This is a genomic window from Bacillus thuringiensis, assembly GCF_001455345.1.
Lineage (GTDB): Bacteria > Bacillota > Bacilli > Bacillales > Bacillaceae_G > Bacillus_A > Bacillus_A thuringiensis_N.
The window spans coordinates 1,656,929-1,675,142 of sequence record NZ_CP013274.1; the positions used below are offsets into that span (position 1 = coordinate 1,656,929).

Consider the following 18,214-nt stretch of genomic DNA (forward strand, 5'->3'; position numbering starts at 1 on the left):
AAGTGTGTATACAGAGGAAGTGGGCGTTTACGAACAGTCAATTCGGGATAAAGACGGGGAGTTTGTTTTATACTAATGTACAGATATTGTAAGTAAAGGAGCATTTGTATGGGACATTCACATGATCACGGTCATTCTAATAATAAAAAGGCGCTACTAATTGCTTTTGTATTAACGACAAGTTTTATGATTGCTGAAGTTATTGGGGGATTTGTAACAAATAGCTTAGCACTACTATCTGACGCGGGGCATATGCTAAGTGATGCGGTATCTTTAGCTTTAAGTTTACTTGCGTTTAAGCTCGGAGAAAAAACAGCAACAACTGCGAAAACATACGGGTATAAGCGCGTCGAAATGTTAGCGGCATTATGTAACGGTGTCGTTCTTATTGTCATTTCAGTGTACATTTTTATTGAAGCAATTCGCCGTTTTAAAGAGCCAGTTGAGATTGCTAGTAATGGAATGCTCATTATTGCTGTACTTGGTCTGCTTATTAATATTTTATCAGCTTGGATATTAATGAGAGGCGGCGATGTGAAGGGAAATTTGAATTTAAGAAGTGCTTTCTTACACGTATTAGGCGATCTATTAGGATCAGTTGGAGCGATTATTGCTGCGCTACTTATTAAATTTTTCGGATGGACTGCTGCAGATGCGATTGCTAGTATTCTTGTGTCTATTTTAGTCATTATTAGTGGATGGCGTGTAACACGTGATACGGTCCATATATTAATGGAAGGTGCACCGCAGAACATAAATGTTGAAGAGGTAAAAAGTACATTATTAAATATTACGGTTGTAAAAGAAGTTCATGATTTGCACATATGGTCTGTCACATCGGATTTTCAAGTATTAACTTGCCACTTGATTATTAAAGGAAATGAAACACAAAGTGTATTAAAAGAGGCTACGGAAGTATTAAAAGAGAAGTTTCATGTAGAACATGTCACTATTCAAGTAGAAATAGATGGTGAATTTCATCATAGTGAGACAACTTGCAAAGTATGAAAGAAAAAGGATAAGAAAAAGTGTCATAACATTTTTCGCGCGGCATACATATATATAATGTGGCCACAAATACTTTGTAAGGTAAATATTTCATGAAATTACTTTACTTATAAAGAGTCATCTTTTATAATCAAAGTGGTAATTGATAAAGATTATCATTTTCAATGATCGTAGAAAGGAGTTTTTTTAAAAGATGAGTAGTCAACTCCGTTTTGCTGTTGAAAATCGTAAGAGGCATTTAATTGATGAGTTAATTGGGGCAGGTGTGTTTAAAATTCGCGACCGACAATTATACGAGCTGTCTTTAGAGGAATTGGAAAAAGAGTACGAAGATATGGAAGATTATGCAAATATTCAGGCATAGCTATATAGATTAGTAAAAGGAGAGCTGGTTACGGTTTTGTATAACCAGCTCTATTATTATTTCGTAGAAATTATTTTTGATATTTCTTTCATTGGGCGGAGCCAGTTTTGAGACATCATTTGTTCCATTTGTTTTTCGTCCTGCTTTTGCAGTGCTTGAATGATAGAGTGATGTTCTTCAATAGATTGACTTGCTGGAACAAAGTTTTGGAAAAATAAATATTCAAGGCGTAAAACGTGAAGTTGCATATTTTCTAGAAATGGTTCGATATATTGATTTTTAGCAATAGAAGAAATTGCATTGTGAAATTGTATATCTAATTCTAAAGCTTGTTTTGCGTTTTTTTTCTCTATAGAGTACTGAAAATCATTATTTATTTCAGAAAGTAGTTTCAAATCAGCTTCTGTAGTGTGTTGAAGTGCTTGCTTACCTATAATAGAGTGAAGACCAGCCATCGTTTCATAAATGATAGGAATGTCGTCTAGCTTAATGGGAGCAATTTTTGTTTTTTGCCCAGGTACCATTTCCACTAATCCAGAAAGTTCTAATATTTGCAGTGCTTCTCTTACCGGTGTTCTACTTACTCCTAGTGCTTCAGCCAATTCCCCATCATTAATTTTTTCGTCAGGCTGCAGTACACCTTCAATAATCCAATCTTGTAGTTGATTTAAAACGAGTGATTTTGCCGAAACTCTTCCTTGTTTTTTATAATCTTGAGGGATAGGCATAGTGAATTCAATCCTTTCATTGTATATTTTCCTTTTTCTCATGAACAAGCTTTAATTCTGGTTTCCCTTTATCCGGTTTTTGACTTAAGATGAGCACCATTACAATGACGCAAAAAGCCCCTAATAACTGAAAAGATTGAAACGGTACGTGCAATATAAGTACAGAAGAAATAATAGCTGCGAGTGGTTCAGTACAACCAAATAATGTCGTTTCTTTCGGAGTCAAGTATCGTATGCTGTCTAAGTATAGATAAAATGCGATGAGTGTCCCGAAAATGACGACAAATGTGATGAGCGGTAGGGTACTTAGTTTTACATATTTCATAGTTGATAATAAAATGAATTCTTTTGTAGTAATAAAGTGTACAATCGTTACACCAATACCCCCAATAATCATGCCCCATCCAACGATAACCGAGGAAGACCATCTATCTAGTAATTCTTTTGAATATAAACTATAAAAAGCGAGAGATAATCCAGATAAAATGCCCCAAACGATAGCTGGTGTAGAAACAGCTAAGTTATGAACAGACCCGTTTGTCAGTAAGAGAAAAGTGCCTACTAATGAAAGGGCAATTGAAATGAAATCAATTTTTGATGGACGAACGTTCCATTTGAAAAGTAAGTATACAGTGATGAATATAGGAGCTAAATATTGTAATAATGTTGCGACCGCAGCATTTCCTTCTTTAATAGAAGCGAAGTATGTGTACTGTACAGCAAGCATACCGAATAGGCCAAACAATATCATTTTAGTAGCATCAGATCTTTGTTTCCATATGCCGAATATTTCTTTTTTGTTCGTTCCGAATGATGAAATAATGAGTAAGATAACGCCGGATATAAGTAATCGGATTGTAACTAACCATTCAGTAGAAACATGTTCATATTGAAAAAGTTGTTGTGCAGCTGTTCCGGATAATCCCCATAAACAAGCACCAACTACAACCATAATGATTCCTTTTAAACGATTTGGATCCATAAGGTATTTAGTCCTCCTTTCAAAATATATATTGGATACATTATGCAATATATCACGAAGTGAATAAAAAATAAACTGAAACTTCTGTTTTTTAATCCGGGAATATTAGAAGTTCCAGTTATATTTACGATACAAGTAAGTAGGTTAAATAAAGCAAGATAAAATTATAAAATTAAATCATAATCATGACGATAAAAAAATAAAGATAAGAGTAATTTGGTTTGTTAAAAATATGTGTAGAAGGAGAAATGTGATGAGCTGGGTTACTCATAAACCAACATTTGAATTTGATCAATATAGTCCATATATTAGAATGAATTCTGCGTGGGTGGGACATTTAAACTTTGCTTATGATTTAGTAAGATTTGAAAAGCCAGAAATATTAGTTGAGTTAGGTACCCATTTAGGAGCTTCTTTTTTCAGTTTTTGCCAAGGGGTAAAAGACGGAGGATTATCTACAAAATGCTTTGCTGTAGATACTTGGGCAGGAGATGAGCATACAGGTCCATATGGAGAAGGTGTTTTTCAAGTAGTGAGTAAATATACGGACATGAGTTACCCTCATATAGGTAATTTAATTCGGTCTACTTTTGACGAGGCTGTGGATCAGTTTCAAGATGGAACGATAAATTTGTTGCACATTGATGGCTATCATACGTATGAAGCAGTTTCTCATGATTATAAAACATGGTTACCGAAACTTGCAAATAACGGTATCGTGCTATTTCACGATATTGAGGTGAAAGATCGAAACTTCGGCGTGTATAAATTTTGGGATGAGGTCAAAGCGAAGTATCCTCATTTTCAGTTTGAGCATTCATATGGGCTTGGAGTGTTATTTCCGAAAGGTTGTAGCGATAATTTTGTGGAAATCCTTAAAAATAAAGAAGAAATACAAGATATGTATAAATAAAAGTGGAGCATGCATCATTTGAATGATGTGTGCTTTTTTTATGTGGCGAATAATGATAGTCCTTAAAACGGTGAGCATAATAGTAAAAAGTTTTATGGTAGCAAATATTAAAAAAGTTACTCTTTGATTGTTATATATAAAAAATGTAACATTTTTTATATTTTCCATTGCGAAAAGTAGCATCTACTTTTACAATAGAAAAGGTGTCCATATATTATACTGGAAAAATAAATCGAAATAATATGAAAATTTTGTTTTGTCTTCGCTAATTGTATATTACATACATGTAAGACGACACACGTCATGTTATCGACTTGTAAGGAGAGAAAAAAATGAAAAGTGTAAGATTACCATCGATGCTAGAAATCATAGTTCTTTTATTACTATTTCTTGCTGTTGTCTTTTCCTTCCAAACGATTTTTGATCTCCCAATTCAATTAGCGCTATTTATTTCATGGTTTTTAGTAATTGCGCTTGGATTAAGATTAGGATTTCGTTATCAAGAATTGCAAGATGCAATTACGAAAGGGATTTCTAACGGATTAGAAGCAATACTCATTTTAGTTGCAGTAGGTGCTTTAATTGGAACATGGATTGCTGGTGGTGTAGTACCAACATTAATCTATTATGGATTAGAATTTATTCACCCTAGCATATTCCTATTAGCAACATTAATTATTTGTTCGATAACTTCTATCGCGACAGGAACATCATGGGGAACAGTTGGAACAGCAGGTATTGCTATGATGGCAATTGGTGAAGGACTTGGTTTACCACTTCCACTTGTTGCTGGTGCAGTTCTTTCAGGAGCTTATTTCGGCGATAAATTATCACCACTTTCTGATAGCACAGTTCTTGCAGCGTCTATGGCGAAAGTAGATGTTATTGCTCACGTTCGAGCTATGCTCGTATTAGATGTTCCGGCTTATATTATTACTAGTATTATGTTTACTGTTGCTGGTTGGATGTATGGCGGCGATAATGTAGATTTAAATCGAGTAGAATTTTTAAAGGAATCATTATTAAAACACTTTGATATTAAAATATGGATGTTAGTTCCGGCGATCATTGTCATTGTACTATTAGCAATGAAGAAACCGTCTATGCCAACAATTGCAATGGGAGCATTAATTGGTGCAATTTGGGCAACTCTTTTCCAAGGAATGAACTTTGGAGATGCGATTGGAACAGCGTATAATGGATTCTCAATTCAATCTGGTGTTGAGTTTGTTGACAAGTTATTAAACCGTGGTGGAATTAACGGTATGCTTGGCTCAGTAGCCGTTATCATTTTCGGTTTAGGATTTGGTGGATTACTTGAAAAACTAGGTGTTTTAAAAGTGATTGTATCAAAATTTGAGAAGAAATTAAATTCTGCGGGTAATGTAACATTGTCTACATTAATCGTAGCATTCTTAGCCAATATATTTGGTTGTGCGATGTATGTGTCACTAATTTTAACACCGAAAATTATGGAAGATAGCTATGATAAATTAAAAATAGACCGTCGTGTATTAGCGCGTAACTCAGAAGTAGGTGGAACGCTAACTTCAGGTATGGTTCCATGGTCTGATAATGGTATTTTTATGGCTGGTATTTTAGGTGTAGCAACGTTCTCATATGTTCCATTTATGTGGTTAAGCTTCGTATCGTTAATTTTAGCAGTTATTTACGGATATACAGGCAAGTTCATTTGGTATGTAGATGATGCTGAAAAAGGAAAAGAAGCATCATAAATAAAAAATCACCTTCTACGTGTTGTAGAAGGTGATTTTTTATTTTGTAATAGGAGTTGAAGAGGTTATCTCATCCTCATATTTAGCAATTTTTTGTTGTATCTTTTTCTGCTAATTGACGAACAAGTTCATATCCAATTCCTTTATTTGCACCTGTTATGAAAGCATATTTTTTCATATTGAATTCCTCCAGTATTGTTATAGTAGGTTACAAAGGAAAGAATACAACCTAAACTTAAGTTTAGGTCAAGAGGAATTTTTAAAAATAAATATAAAATATCTATTTATATGAGTGAGAATTCTTATCATTTAAAGGGAAGTCTGTTATTATAAGAAATGTAGGTATTTTATTTTCAAGGGGATGAAAAAATGGAGTACAGAATTGAAAGAGATACAATAGGAGAAATAAAAGTTCCAGCTGATAAATTATGGGCAGCACAAACGCAACGTAGTAAAGAAAACTTCCCGATTGGAACAGAGCAAATGCCGCTTGAAATTATAAAAGCATTTGCCATTTTAAAGAAAAGTGCAGCACTTAGTAATCAAAAATTAGGAAAGCTATCAGAAGAAAAAGCAGAAGCAATTGTGGCAGCAGCTGACGAAGTGATTGCAGGGAAATGGAATGAACATTTTCCACTTGTCGTATGGCAAACTGGTAGCGGTACGCAGTCAAACATGAATGTGAATGAAGTAATTGCAAACCGAGGGAATCAAATTTTGAAAGAGAAGGAATCTGACGTACATATTCATCCGAATGATGATGTGAACATGTCTCAAAGTTCAAATGATACATTTCCAACAGCGCTTCATGTAGCGTGTGTAATCGCAGTAGAAAATCACGTGTTACCAGCAATTACGAAATTAAAAGAGACGTTAGCAGAAAAAGTAACTGCATTTGAACATATTATAAAAATTGGTCGTACACACTTACAAGATGCAACACCGTTAACATTAGGACAAGAAATTAGCGGATGGCACCGTATGCTTGAAAAAACAGAGCGTATGATTGCTGAGAGCAATACATATATGAAAGAGCTTGCGATTGGTGGTACTGCAGTTGGAACAGGTATTAATGCTCATCCTAAATTTGGTGAGATGGTGTCAGAGGAAATTAGCAAATTTACAGGTAAGCAATTTATTTCTGCACCAAATAAGTTCCACGCATTAACGAGCCATGATGAAGTTGTATATACGCATGGTGCATTAAAAGCATTAGCAGCTGATTTAATGAAAATCGCTAATGATGTGCGCTGGTTGGCAAGTGGTCCACGTAGTGGTCTAGGAGAAATTATTATTCCGGCAAATGAGCCAGGAAGCTCTATTATGCCAGGTAAAGTAAATCCAACGCAAAGTGAAGCGTTAACGATGGTTGTAGCGCAAGTAATGGGAAATGACGCAACAATTGGATTTGCTGCGAGTCAAGGTAATTTTGAGTTAAATGTATTTAAACCTGTTATTGCATATAACTTCTTACAATCCGCCCACTTATTAGCAGACGCAATTGTTTCATTTAATGATAATTGTGCAGTTGGTATTGAAGCTGATGAAGAAGTCATTAAAGAGAATGTGAATCGTTCATTAATGCTTGTTACAGCATTAAACCCGCATATCGGATATGAAAATGCAGCGAAAATTGCGAAGCATGCTCATAAAGATGGGTTAACTTTAAAAGAGGCAGCATTGCAATCTGGACTACTAACAGAAGAACAATTTGACGAAATTGTAGATCCGAAAAAAATGATTGCTCCGAAAGAGTAATAAAAAAGCCGAGATTCTTTGTTTAGAATCTTGGCTTTTTTATTATTTATCTTATCTATTTGTATTACTGTGCCACAATCTATTATTTGTTAGCAGGCATATTCAATACTTTCATATGCGGACAGTTTTCTTTTAAGACTGAAATGAACTTTTCTTCTTCTTGGGGTATAAAAACAGTTACTGAGTCAAATAAATTGTAATGGATTTCTAATTGCTGTCTAGTCCATTTTTTTGAATGAAGTTTTTTACCAGCGTATTTAACGTGACGAATGTCTTCAAATGGAATTTCAGTATGAAATATGAAACCGTGTTTTACAATAAGAGATGATGTAGTTATATTGTAGTGAGAAAAATAGAATGAAGCAAGATTCACGACATTTAGCAGCATCATGAGAGTGAAAAAAATAGAATTTTCATTTTGGAAGAATAGCGAAATGAAAAAAATAATGATAAATAATGTAATAAAAATGACGTAAAAAGGATTCTTTTTCGCTTTAAACTTCAAGTTAGTCACCTCGGTATACGTGTTCTTTAACTAAATTAAATCACAACATCGTAATAAAACGTGTGAATATGCAGAATTGCATATTCTTTCGGCTTATTATTCGTGTAAAATTTCTTGATGGGATAAATTTAAATGGAGTTTTGTAATAGTGGAGTGGCATGAAGTGACTTACAAGAATCGAAAGGTAGCGTTAGTCATAATCAGTTGTATGATGATTATGGGTAGTTGTGCTAATACATTTGTTGAAGATAGAAACCGAAAGCATACATTTGTACAAGTAAGTAAGGTTTTAGTAGAGACTGTAAATAGAATATATAAAAAGTAAAAGGTGTTTTCTTATACGGAAACACCTTTTTTGTAGTTAAAATTGAATGTACTTTCTCCCAATGTCCATATTCACTAATCGCATATGTATTTTGGGCAATTTGTTTAACAGTAAACCAAGGGTCTTGAAGAATAGTCATGTTCTATTTCACATCCTGTTGACCGAATTTATATAAATACATTCGCTCTTCGCTGCACCAAACCCTTTTAATAGACGTTTTAATAAAAGTTTATAAAATGGGTAAACGAAACATTGAAATGTTTATTTTAATTGTGTTAAGATGATGAAGTGATAATAAACGATATTGAAATTTGTTTGTTTTTAGATAAACATTTTAAAGGAGTGTTTAGTATGAGTGATATTTCAGAGAAGTTTTGGGATGCGTCGGTAGAGGAATTGAAAAAAGGGTATGTATTTGATGAGGAAGCAGCGGAATATATTTGTTTAGCTTGTGGAGAAACGTTTATTAAGGGGGTTATTTATCAAGATAATCAAGTTTTGTATGAAGCAGAGAAGTTTGTACAAGTGCATGTGCAAAATGAACATACGTCTATGTTTGATTATTTATTAAACCTTGATAAGAAGTATACGGGTTTAACTGATTTGCAAAAGAAAATGGTTCAGTTTTTCCATATGGGGCTAAATGATAAAGAGATTGTAAAAGAGATGGATGGCGGAAGTACTTCAACTATCCGCAATCATCGGTTTACGCTTCGAGAGAAAATGAAGCAAGCGAAAGTGTTTTTAGCGTTAATGGAACTGTCAGAAGAAAAATCAAAAGTACAAACAAAATTTGTACCCATTCATAGAACAGCAACGATGGTAGATGACCGTTACAATATTACAGAAGAAGAAAATGATGAAGTATTAAAAACGCATTTTACAGAAGGATTAGATGGACCACTGTCTAAATTTCCAAAAAAGCAAAAGCGTAAGTTAATTATATTACGCCATTTAGTAACGAAGTTTGATAGTAATAAAAAGTACACTGAAAAAGAAGTAAATACTATCATAGAAAGTGTATACCCGGATTTTGTAACTTTAAGAAGATATTTAATCGAATATGGTTTTTTAGATAGAACAGCTGATGGAAGTCAATATTGGGTGAAGTTATAATATACGGAGAAGAAAATGAATAGAAGCACATCGTTATCCCGCTTTAATGGGCAGTAAGACCCCCACCTCAAAATTCAGCGAAAGCAAAGAAGTTAGGTGGGGGATCAACTGCCCATAAAAGTCCGATTGGTGAGGGCTAATAATTAGTGGGGGATGAAGAAAACCCCGACTGATTAAAGTTTCACTTTATAACAACTATACAAAGAGATAGAAGTTGAAAAAAGATTTTTAATAAAAGGAGAAATGAAATTTGAAACCATCTACAGATAGCAATAAAGAAGGTGCGGAGTCACATGAGTTAGAAAGTGAGAGTAAACCGATTTGGAAATCGATGTCCATGTTTTTAGTACCGTTACTATTAAGTAATGTATTACAATCAATTGGACAATTATTCGGTATGGTAGTAGTAGGAAGGTGGCTTGGAGTTAATGATTTGGCTGCCATATCAGCATTCTTTCCGCTATTTTTCTTACTCGTTTCATTTGTAATCGGTATTGGTTCAGGAAGTTCTATTTTAATTGGTCAGGCGTTTGGTGCTAAAAACGAAGATCGTTTAAAAGCTATCGTTGGTACGACGCTGACATTTACTTTTATTATTGGAGTTGTGTTGGCGATAATAGGCAGTATTTTTGCGATGGATATTATGCGCCTTATGGGAACGCCAGAAAATATTATTGAGATAAGTGTGCATTATGCACGTATATTATTTATATCGATGCCAGTATTATTTTTATATTTCGCATACACAACATTTATGAGAGGTACAGGAGATTCTAAAACGCCATTTTACTTTTTAATTGTGAGTACAGCACTAAATATGATCTTATTACCAGTTCTTATTTTTGGATGGTTAGGAGCTCCGAAATTAGATGTGTATGGAGCAGCCTATGCTTCTGTTATATCTACAGTTATTACGTTTATTGTCATGTTAGTGTATTTAAAGAAGAAAAATCACCCACTACAATTAGATAGTACGGTAAGGAAATACCTTCGAATGGATGGGGAGTTATTAAAGCTATTGCTACGACTCGGTATTCCAGCAAGTATTAATATGATATTAGTTTCATTATCTGAAATTGCGGTAATCGCGTTTGTAAATCGTTATGGTTCGGATGCAACAGCAGCATATGGCGTCGTGAACCAAGTTGCAAGTTATGTACAAATGCCAGCAGTTAGCCTTGGTATTACAGTTTCCATTTTTGCGGCACAATCAATTGGGGCGAATCAATTTGATCGATTGCAGAAAGTTGTGAAGGCCGGAATTATTATGAACTACGTCATCGGTGGTGTGCTAATATCTCTTATTTACTTGTTCTCAAGAGACATTCTATCACTATTTTTAACGAGTCAAACTACAATTGAAATTGCTCATAGCCTAGTTATGATTACATTATGGAGTTATTTAATCTTCGGTCATGCGCAAATTATTAGTGCGACAATGCGAGCAAGTGGTACAGTATTATGGCCAACTGTTATTGGGGTCGTATCAATTTGGCTTGTTGAAGTACCTGTAGCGTATTACCTTTCTTATCATACAAGTCTTGGCATAGAAGGGATATGGATTGGATACCCAGCAGCATTTATTGTCAGCTTACTATTACAGTATGCATATTATAAGCTTTCATGGCAGAAGAAACGAATTACACGATTAGTGAGTTAAATCATGAAAATGTCCCTAAGTTATTATACTTAGGGACATTTTTTGTAAGTGTAGGTTACAAATAGCTTTTTAAAGTAATATCAAAATGTTGTCTAATGAGTTTGTTATCACTCATATAAAACTCCCACGCTTTTTCAGGTTCACCGATAATTTCAAAAGATTCTTTTGTAATATATAGAGCACAATTATCCTCTAGTGCAATTCCTTCTATATTACCTTGATGGTTTTGTAAAAAGGAATGGAAGGCGTTCATTCTATTTAATTGATTATAATGTGGACAAAATCTTTTGTTCACAATTCCCCAGCCGTTGCACTCTATATAACCAGAGTCTTCATAATCTGATCGAATGCTAGAAGTGAACCAACACATAGCACCAGCGCTATTGCCTGCAATGAGCGTTCCTTGCTCGAGAGCCAATAGTAATTTTTCATCGAGTTTAAGTTCTTTCCATTCTGTAACCATTTGAATATAGTTCCCGCCACCGAGATAAATTAAATCAGCAGACTGAATCATTTCGTCTATTTCATATTTAGAAGGTGTATCGGCTATAATACGTAAAATCTCTACTTCACAGTGTAATTGTTTTTCAAATGTGTCTAAAAATAATTTTATATAGTTTTCATCATCATGACTAGCTGTAGGAATGAATAATACTTTTGGATACTGTTTATTTGTTAATTCTATAAGTCGCTCATTAATAGGCGAGTGATTTGAATCTTGTAAATCACCGCCACCAATGACAGCTAATTTCATAGTAAAGCACCACCTAATCATTTTCGTTATATAAAAATTCGATAGAAGTGAGTTACATTCCTTCTGTGATGTAATGATTAAGTAGAAAATATAGTTTAAATATATCGGAATAGTAAAGCAGAGGCTGGTTACATAGAGAAATGAATTAGAAACAATTTATTGATATATAATACTTCATACTATTGTTTCAAAATATGGAAACAATATGTTTAAATGGATATAACGAGGCATGAATTCATATTGAATGAGTGCTTATCCTTTAAAAAGGAATCGGAAATAATAGAGGTTTTACAAATGAGTTTTTACTTTTAATAGGAACTTGTATTACAATATGGTAAAATTATTTCAATATATTTATTTAATATAAAAATACAGAGAGGGAGCGTGAAAAAAGTGGATTTTCGATTTGAATTTACAACGAAGGTGAAAGAATACTTGGATGATGAGAAGGATGAAAAAATAATAAAAGATGGACATAGAGATATCATTTTTCAGTATTTATATCCGCTAGAGAGTGAAATTGGTATTTATAAAAATCCTAACTTTACTTTTTTTGCATCAGGAAGACGCTCGCATATCGTATTAGAAAACATTGAATTTAAAACAGAGGTAAATGTAAAAAGTAACATCATTGAGATTACAAAAATAGTGGATAATGTCGTTATCCCGTTAGATACGATCGTAGCGAAAGATCGGGAATTATTTGCACTTGGGCGTAATGAGAAGTTTAGTGTACAAATATTAGAGCAGTATCTTTTTGATACATTTGGAGAAAAATTAGGTTTAAAATGAATGGAATGGCCTATGTATTTATAGGTAGTTTATTTTCGTATATATCATTTACGTTTGACCTTTCGTTTAATTTATACTACAATTCGTAGTGTGAAAGGAGCCGTACAATGTTTACTCAAAACTATAAGCTAAATGAGCAAGGGTTAAATCATTTCTTTGGACCGCTTGAAGCGAAAATTATGGAGATTGTTTGGTCTAACGAAGATATTACTATTAAAGAAGTGCAGCAGAAATTAAGTGAAGAATCACCTGTGAATTTTAACACTGTTATGACAGTTATGAACAGGTTAGTAGAGAAATTACACTTAGAAAAACAGACTGTAAAAAGAAGTGGCATATATCGTGCTGTACAAACAAAAGAAGAATTCTTATCCAATCAAACGAAGAAAATGACACAGGAATTGATGGGGGAATTTGGAGATTTGGTTGTAAATCATATGCTAGATGAGTTAGAGCAAGCTGATCCGACTTTAATAAAAAAGTTAGAAGACAAATTGAGTCAGTTAAAAAAAGAGGATTAATGAAATGAAATGGCAAATGCGTAAAATCGTATTGTTAGCAGGAATTGTTAGTACACTTTTTTTCAGTATGTTAGTGTATTACGTTACATATCCATTTCTGTTTCAAAATAAGATGTTCTTCCTTTCAAATTTTTGCTTGTTTCAATTAGAAAAACATATGAAAGAATTATCGCTCATTCGTATTATAATCGCTGGATTATTATTACTTACTGTATTAATCGTGTGCAAAAGAATTTGGCGACAATTTTTCTATAGTAAAAAATTGCAAAAAGTACTTATCCCTTTCATCCGAAAAGGAAAACAAATATATATATTGCCGACTACAGAAGTTGCGGCATTTACAATTGGGCTATTTCGTCCGAAAGTTGTCATGTCAGAAGGGATGCTTCAAACATTTTCAGATGAAGAAATGGATGCAATTATTTTCCATGAAGAATATCATCAAAATAATCGTGATCCTTTAAAATTATTTTGTTTTACACTATTAGCAGAAGGAATGATGTACATACCGATATTAAAAGGGTTGTTACAGCGGTATCACACGTATCAGGAGCTAGCTGCTGATAAATATGCGATGCAAAAAATGGAATCTTCATTTGAGTTAGGTAGCGCGTTATTAAAATTAATTAAAATAAAGACAATGGAAAATCGATGTGTTACAGCTTCATTTGCAAAAACAGCAATAAATTTACGAATCGAGCAAGTGTTAAATGAAAAGGTTGTTAAGCTTACTATTCCGTTACATACGAATTCGGTATATGTAACAGCAGGTTTATTCTGTATGTCGATTGTACTTATTGTCGGAGAGTGCATATAGCCTCTTTTTTTAAGAATCAACACTACTTATTGTAGTGTTTTAGGGGGGATAAAATGAATGCAGCAGATTTAACAATTTGGCTTGTGGCTGGGGCGGGAGTATTGTCATTTATATCACCGTGCTCTTTACCGCTATATCCATCTTATTTATCTTATATTACAGGTGTGTCTATTCAAGATTTAAAAGAAAATCGTGGGATTATGCAAAAATCAGCGATTATACATACCATATTTTTTATGATCGGATTTTCGGTTATATTTTACGCGTTAGGTTTATCGGTAAGTTGGATTGGAATAACATTTTCATCTAACCAAAAATTGATTCAACAAATTGGTGGGATTTTTATTGTTTTAATGGGGCTATTTATGACGGGCTTGTTTCAGCCTAAGTGGCTTATGGCAGAGAAAAAGGTGCAGTATAGAAGTAAATCGACTGGATATATTCGCTCGATTTTAGTCGGTATGACATATGCAGCGGGTTGGACGCCATGTGTTGGACCGATATTTTCAGCTGTACTCATGCTAGGTGCGACAAATCCTGAAGGGGCACTTCTTTATATTACCGCGTATACGCTTGGGTTTGCGGTTCCGTTTTTCGTGATGGCATTCTTTATTGGGAAGGTAAAATGGATTGTTACATATGCCAATGTCATGATGAAAATTGGCGGTGGAATGATGATTGTAACAGGGGTTTTATTGTATACAAATCAAATGACGAAAATTACCGCATTCTTTATTCGTCTATTCGGTGGATTTACAGGCTTTTAAAAATGAGGAGGAAGAAAAGTGAAGAAGCTAATTGCGATTATACTGGCCGGGGCATTAATTTGGGCCGGAGTTAATTTTTATAATACAAAAAAAGAAGAAAAAGAAAGAAAAGCAAAACAAGCGGAGTTACAAGAAACAGAAGTATTACCACAAGTAGGATTTAAAGCGCCAAACATAACGTTAAAAGGGTTAGACGGGAAGTTGTATTCGTTAAATGATGCAAAAGGAAAGCCATATCTTATTAATTTTTGGGCATCATGGTGTGGCCCATGTGAAATGGAGGCACCTGACTTAGTTCGTATGTATGATAAATATAAAAAGGATGTTGAAATTTTTGCGGTAAATGCGACAATTGGGGATCCAGTACAAGAAGCGAGCGCATTTGCAGATCGTCACGGATTTAAGTTTCCTGTTTTACTAGATATGGACGGAGTAGCTGGATTAGATTATAAAGTATTTTCGTTACCAACGACATTTTTTGTTAATAAAGATGGAATTATCGTAGAGCAAGTGCGAGGCGTATTACCTCCAGATCAATTAGAAGAGAAATTTAAGAAATTAATTGAGAGTTAAAGAGGGGATTTTGTATTGATGGAGTGGATCGTGAGGTTACAACCTGTATCTATTATAATTGGAAGTCTATTTGGATTTATGTTGATGAAACGAAAGATGAAGAACGAAAGTGTACCATATGAAAAAATGATGGATGCAGTAACAAATGCTTTTCTAATCATCGTATTTGTATGGAAATTTGCACCGACAATTATAAATCCAGTATGGGCTTTTAAATCGCCATTGCAGGCACTATTAGCTATAGGAAGTATGAAGCATATTATAGTAGGATGTATAATTGCAAGTGTATATATTGTTTGGAAAAGTAAAAAGGGACAATTTTCGCTTCGTATTTTACTTGATGCATTGCCTATTGCGCTATGTATGAGTATTGTTTTTTATTTTCTATTCCACCACAAAATAGGTGTACAAACGACACTGCCTTGGGGTGTGAAAATATATGAATCTAAATTTTTATATCATCCCATTTTCGTATACGAGATCATCCTTGCCCTTTGTATACTGGGCTTATTATGGATGAAAAATGAAAGGCTTGGAAATGGAAAGAATATAAGTGTTTTTCTAATAGTGGAAGGGTTTGCTCATATCATTATATCGTTAATTAGTGAACAGAATTCGGTTCTATTTGGTTTATCAGTGCAGCAAATAATGAGCTTCTTAATTATTAGTTTAGGAATTTTGTTGGTGCCGAAAAAATAAAAAGATAGCCACGTATGGAGTGTGCCCGTACGTGGCTATCTTTTTTATTGTGTATTAAAAAATCGGCGGAGTAACAGAAAATAAAACAATTGCATTTTTCTCGAACTGATTTACCCATTTATGTTTTAAATAAGCAGGTATTTTTACGCTATCACCAGTTTCTAATATGTACTCTTCTTCGTTTAAATACAATGTGATTGTCCCGTCTAATACAAATGCTAATTCTTCGCCTTTATGTTCTAGCACATTTTCTGATGAAGCTGTATTTGGCGGAACGGTCATGATTGCTGTTGCTAAATTCCCTGTAAAATCAGGTGATAACAATTCATATGATAAATTATCAATAATCATTTTTTTTCGTTTATGGGAACGTACAATTAAATCGTCTGTATTTGTATCTTCAAGTAAAAAGCTAAATGTTGGAACATCTAACGCTTTTGCGAGTACTTTTAATGTTTGGATAGAAGGGTTAGCAGACCCACGCTCAATTTGACTTAACATAGATGGCGTAATACCGGCCATCTTTGCTAGTTCTTTACTCGTTAAACCTTTTTCTTTTCTTTGTTTTTCAATTTTTTTACCAATATCTATATTTTCCATAATGAAAATCTCCTTACTAATTATTAAATTATATTTAAATAAATTAAATTAAAATTAACTAAAGTGAATGATTTATGTTAAACTATATTAAAATTAATTTAATTATAATTTATTAAATCGTAAGCTACAAGGTGATGAGGAGGAAGAGAAATGAAGGGAATAGAGAAATTAAAAGAGGAATATCCACTCTTAAATAAATTAATCGCAACAGAAGAAGTGTTTTGGGTGAATCCGAACATGGAAAAGTATGAAACGGCGATAAAAGATTCGCCACTGAATGAAGAGAATGTAAAAGATGCGGAGAAGAGGTTAAATCGTTTTGCACCATATATTGCGAAAGTTTTTCCTGAAACGAAAGAGACTAACGGTATAATTGAATCACCTTTAGTGAAAATTTCTTCAATGAAACAAGCTGTAGAGAAACATTACGAGCAACCTATTTTAGGGGAATTATTATTAAAATGTGATAGTCATCTTCCGATATCAGGGTCAATTAAAGCTAGAGGCGGCATTTATGAAGTGTTGAAGCATGCTGAACAATTAGCTTTGCAGCATGGTATGTTAACAGAAGAAGATGATTATTCGATTTTAGATAGTGATACATGTAGAGAGTTTTTTGCTACTTATTCTATCGCGGTAGGTTCGACAGGAAACTTAGGATTAAGCATTGGGATCATGAGTGCGAAGTTAGGTTTTAATGTAACGGTTCATATGTCAGCAGACGCGAAACAATGGAAAAAAGATTTATTAAGAAGCAAAGGGGTAAATGTTATTGAATATGAAGCTGATTATAGTAAAGCTGTAGAAGAAGGAAGAAGACAAGCAGATGCGGATCCTAGCTGTTATTTTGTAGATGATGAAAACTCACATGATTTATTTTTAGGATACGCAGTAGCAGCATCACGTTTACAAAAACAATTAGAAGAGTTAGAGATTGTGGTAGACGAAGAACATCCTTTATTCGTTTATCTACCATGCGGAGTAGGGGGCGGACCTGGCGGAGTCGCATTTGGTTTAAAGTTATTATATAAAGACAACGTCCATTGTTTCTTTGCAGAGCCAACACATTCACCATGTATGTTACTCGGTTTAATGACAGGACTTCATGATAAAATTGCTGTTCAAGATATCGGGATTGATAATGTAACAGATGCGGACGGACTAGCGGTAGGAAGACCTTCTGGATTTGTTGGTAAAACGATGGAACCATTTTTGAGTGGAAATTACACAGTAAGTGATGAAGAATTGTATAGATTATTAAAAGAGCTAGCAGATACGGAAAATATTTATTTAGAGCCTTCTGCATTAGCGGGTATGATAGGGCCAGTGAAAGTGTGTAAAGAAGATGCGTATTTACAAAAGCAACAGTTAACAGAGAAGATGAAAAAAGGTACTCATATTGTGTGGGGAACCGGTGGTAGTATGGTTCCAGAAGATGTGATGAATGGGTATTATAAGAAAGGTTTAGAATGAATAATATAAGGAAAATGAGGCTAGTTGTAGCCTCATTTTTTCATGTGCATAAAAATCTTTGTTATTTTCACAATAGTTCTTTATAGTATATATAAAGGATGACTAATATTAAATAAATACAAC

General features: G+C 33.8%; 20 protein-coding genes and 1 pseudogene. 14 read left to right on the forward strand and 7 right to left on the reverse strand.

Going from position 1 to position 18,214, the window contains the following annotated elements; genetic code table 11:
• The first annotated feature begins 108 nt into the window (after positions 1 to 108).
• Both ATN06_RS08875 and fbpA read left to right on the forward strand, forming a co-directional pair.
• Positions 109 to 1,008, forward strand: coding sequence for a cation diffusion facilitator family transporter (locus ATN06_RS08875; protein WP_060630321.1), 900 nt, complete (start codon positions 109 to 111; stop codon positions 1,006 to 1,008).
• A gap of 193 nt (positions 1,009 to 1,201) precedes the next feature.
• Positions 1,202 to 1,372: a Fur-regulated basic protein FbpA gene (fbpA, locus tag ATN06_RS08880; protein WP_000098302.1), complete on the forward strand. Its 171-nt coding sequence runs from the start codon at positions 1,202 to 1,204 to the stop codon at positions 1,370 to 1,372.
• A 56-nt stretch (positions 1,373 to 1,428) separates the two neighbouring features.
• Here the strand turns inward: fbpA and ATN06_RS08885 are convergent, their stop codons facing one another.
• Positions 1,429 to 2,100 carry a GntR family transcriptional regulator gene (locus ATN06_RS08885; RefSeq protein ID WP_060630322.1) on the reverse strand — a complete coding sequence of 224 codons (672 nt, stop codon included), beginning with the start codon at positions 2,098 to 2,100 and terminating at the stop codon, positions 1,429 to 1,431.
• A 16-nt stretch (positions 2,101 to 2,116) separates the two neighbouring features.
• Entirely contained in the window at positions 2,117 to 3,082 is a 966-nt protein-coding gene (locus ATN06_RS08890; RefSeq protein ID WP_060630323.1) for a DMT family transporter, read from the reverse strand.
• Between the two features lie 253 nt (positions 3,083 to 3,335).
• Here ATN06_RS08890 and ATN06_RS08895 point away from each other — a divergent pair, with 253 nt between their 5' ends.
• Positions 3,336 to 3,995 (forward strand): class I SAM-dependent methyltransferase, encoded by a 660-nt coding sequence (locus ATN06_RS08895; protein ID WP_060630324.1) that lies wholly within the window; start codon positions 3,336 to 3,338, stop codon positions 3,993 to 3,995.
• Positions 3,996 to 4,327: 332 nt separating this feature from the next.
• Positions 4,328 to 5,731, forward strand: coding sequence for a Na+/H+ antiporter NhaC (gene nhaC / locus ATN06_RS08900; RefSeq protein WP_060630325.1), 1,404 nt, complete (start codon positions 4,328 to 4,330; stop codon positions 5,729 to 5,731).
• Between the two features lie 100 nt (positions 5,732 to 5,831).
• Here the strand turns inward: nhaC and ATN06_RS29180 are convergent.
• A pseudogene (locus ATN06_RS29180) lies at positions 5,832 to 5,909 on the reverse strand (short-chain dehydrogenase); the annotation flags it as partial.
• Positions 5,910 to 6,100: 191 nt separating this feature from the next.
• Here ATN06_RS29180 and fumC point away from each other — a divergent pair.
• On the forward strand, positions 6,101 to 7,489 hold the full coding sequence (gene fumC / locus ATN06_RS08905; protein WP_060630326.1) for a class II fumarate hydratase: 1,389 nt from the start codon (positions 6,101 to 6,103) through the stop codon (positions 7,487 to 7,489).
• 82 nt (positions 7,490 to 7,571) lie between these two features.
• On the opposite strand, the gene ATN06_RS08910 is transcribed toward fumC, so the two are convergent.
• The gene (locus ATN06_RS08910) at positions 7,572 to 7,994 is read right to left on the reverse strand and encodes a PH domain-containing protein (protein ID WP_060630327.1); all 423 of its coding nucleotides are present in this window, start codon (positions 7,992 to 7,994) and stop codon (positions 7,572 to 7,574) included.
• 230 nt (positions 7,995 to 8,224) lie between these two features.
• Positions 8,225 to 8,458, reverse strand: a complete 234-nt coding sequence (locus ATN06_RS29185; protein WP_088115981.1) for a hypothetical protein — start codon at positions 8,456 to 8,458, stop codon at positions 8,225 to 8,227.
• Positions 8,459 to 8,670: 212 nt separating this feature from the next.
• Here ATN06_RS29185 and ATN06_RS08925 point away from each other — a divergent pair, with 212 nt between their 5' ends.
• Together ATN06_RS08925 and ATN06_RS08930 are read left to right on the forward strand one after the other, a co-directional pair.
• The gene (locus tag ATN06_RS08925; protein WP_060630328.1) at positions 8,671 to 9,435 is read left to right on the forward strand and encodes a DUF2087 domain-containing protein; all 765 of its coding nucleotides are present in this window, start codon (positions 8,671 to 8,673) and stop codon (positions 9,433 to 9,435) included.
• A 250-nt stretch (positions 9,436 to 9,685) separates the two neighbouring features.
• A complete protein-coding gene (locus tag ATN06_RS08930; RefSeq protein ID WP_060630329.1) occupies positions 9,686 to 11,095 on the forward strand; it encodes an MATE family efflux transporter in 1,410 nt (469 codons plus the stop codon).
• Between the two features lie 55 nt (positions 11,096 to 11,150).
• Here the strand turns inward: ATN06_RS08930 and ATN06_RS08935 are convergent, their stop codons facing one another.
• Positions 11,151 to 11,849: a peptidase E gene (locus ATN06_RS08935; protein ID WP_060630330.1), complete on the reverse strand. Its 699-nt coding sequence runs from the start codon at positions 11,847 to 11,849 to the stop codon at positions 11,151 to 11,153.
• Between the two features lie 393 nt (positions 11,850 to 12,242).
• Here ATN06_RS08935 and ATN06_RS08940 point away from each other — a divergent pair, with 393 nt between their 5' ends.
• The 6 genes from ATN06_RS08940 to ATN06_RS08965 all read left to right on the forward strand — a co-directional run bounded on the left by ATN06_RS08940 (position 12,243) and on the right by ATN06_RS08965 (position 16,018).
• Positions 12,243 to 12,641 carry a DUF3942 family protein gene (locus ATN06_RS08940; protein ID WP_001983153.1) on the forward strand — a complete coding sequence of 133 codons (399 nt, stop codon included), beginning with the start codon at positions 12,243 to 12,245 and terminating at the stop codon, positions 12,639 to 12,641.
• Between the two features lie 107 nt (positions 12,642 to 12,748).
• Positions 12,749 to 13,162, forward strand: a complete 414-nt coding sequence (locus ATN06_RS08945) for a BlaI/MecI/CopY family transcriptional regulator (protein ID WP_060630331.1) — start codon at positions 12,749 to 12,751, stop codon at positions 13,160 to 13,162.
• 4 nt (positions 13,163 to 13,166) lie between these two features.
• A complete protein-coding gene (locus ATN06_RS08950) occupies positions 13,167 to 13,979 on the forward strand; it encodes a M56 family metallopeptidase (RefSeq protein ID WP_060630332.1) in 813 nt (270 codons plus the stop codon).
• Between the two features lie 53 nt (positions 13,980 to 14,032).
• A complete protein-coding gene (gene ccdA, locus ATN06_RS08955; protein WP_060630333.1) occupies positions 14,033 to 14,746 on the forward strand; it encodes a cytochrome c-type biogenesis protein CcdA in 714 nt (237 codons plus the stop codon).
• Between the two features lie 18 nt (positions 14,747 to 14,764).
• Positions 14,765 to 15,319, forward strand: coding sequence for a TlpA family protein disulfide reductase (locus ATN06_RS08960; protein ID WP_000733169.1), 555 nt, complete (start codon positions 14,765 to 14,767; stop codon positions 15,317 to 15,319).
• A gap of 18 nt (positions 15,320 to 15,337) precedes the next feature.
• Positions 15,338 to 16,018: a prolipoprotein diacylglyceryl transferase family protein gene (locus tag ATN06_RS08965; RefSeq protein WP_060630334.1), complete on the forward strand. Its 681-nt coding sequence runs from the start codon at positions 15,338 to 15,340 to the stop codon at positions 16,016 to 16,018.
• Between the two features lie 54 nt (positions 16,019 to 16,072).
• Here ATN06_RS08965 and ATN06_RS08970 read toward each other — a convergent pair whose 3' ends face one another.
• The gene (locus ATN06_RS08970) at positions 16,073 to 16,618 is read right to left on the reverse strand and encodes a helix-turn-helix domain-containing protein (protein WP_060630335.1); all 546 of its coding nucleotides are present in this window, start codon (positions 16,616 to 16,618) and stop codon (positions 16,073 to 16,075) included.
• A 150-nt stretch (positions 16,619 to 16,768) separates the two neighbouring features.
• Between ATN06_RS08970 and dsdA the strand changes: the two genes are divergently transcribed.
• Complete coding sequence (gene dsdA / locus ATN06_RS08975; protein WP_060630336.1) at positions 16,769 to 18,091, forward strand: D-serine ammonia-lyase; 1,323 nt, start codon at positions 16,769 to 16,771, stop codon at positions 18,089 to 18,091.
• Positions 18,092 to 18,214: the final 123 nt, after the last annotated feature.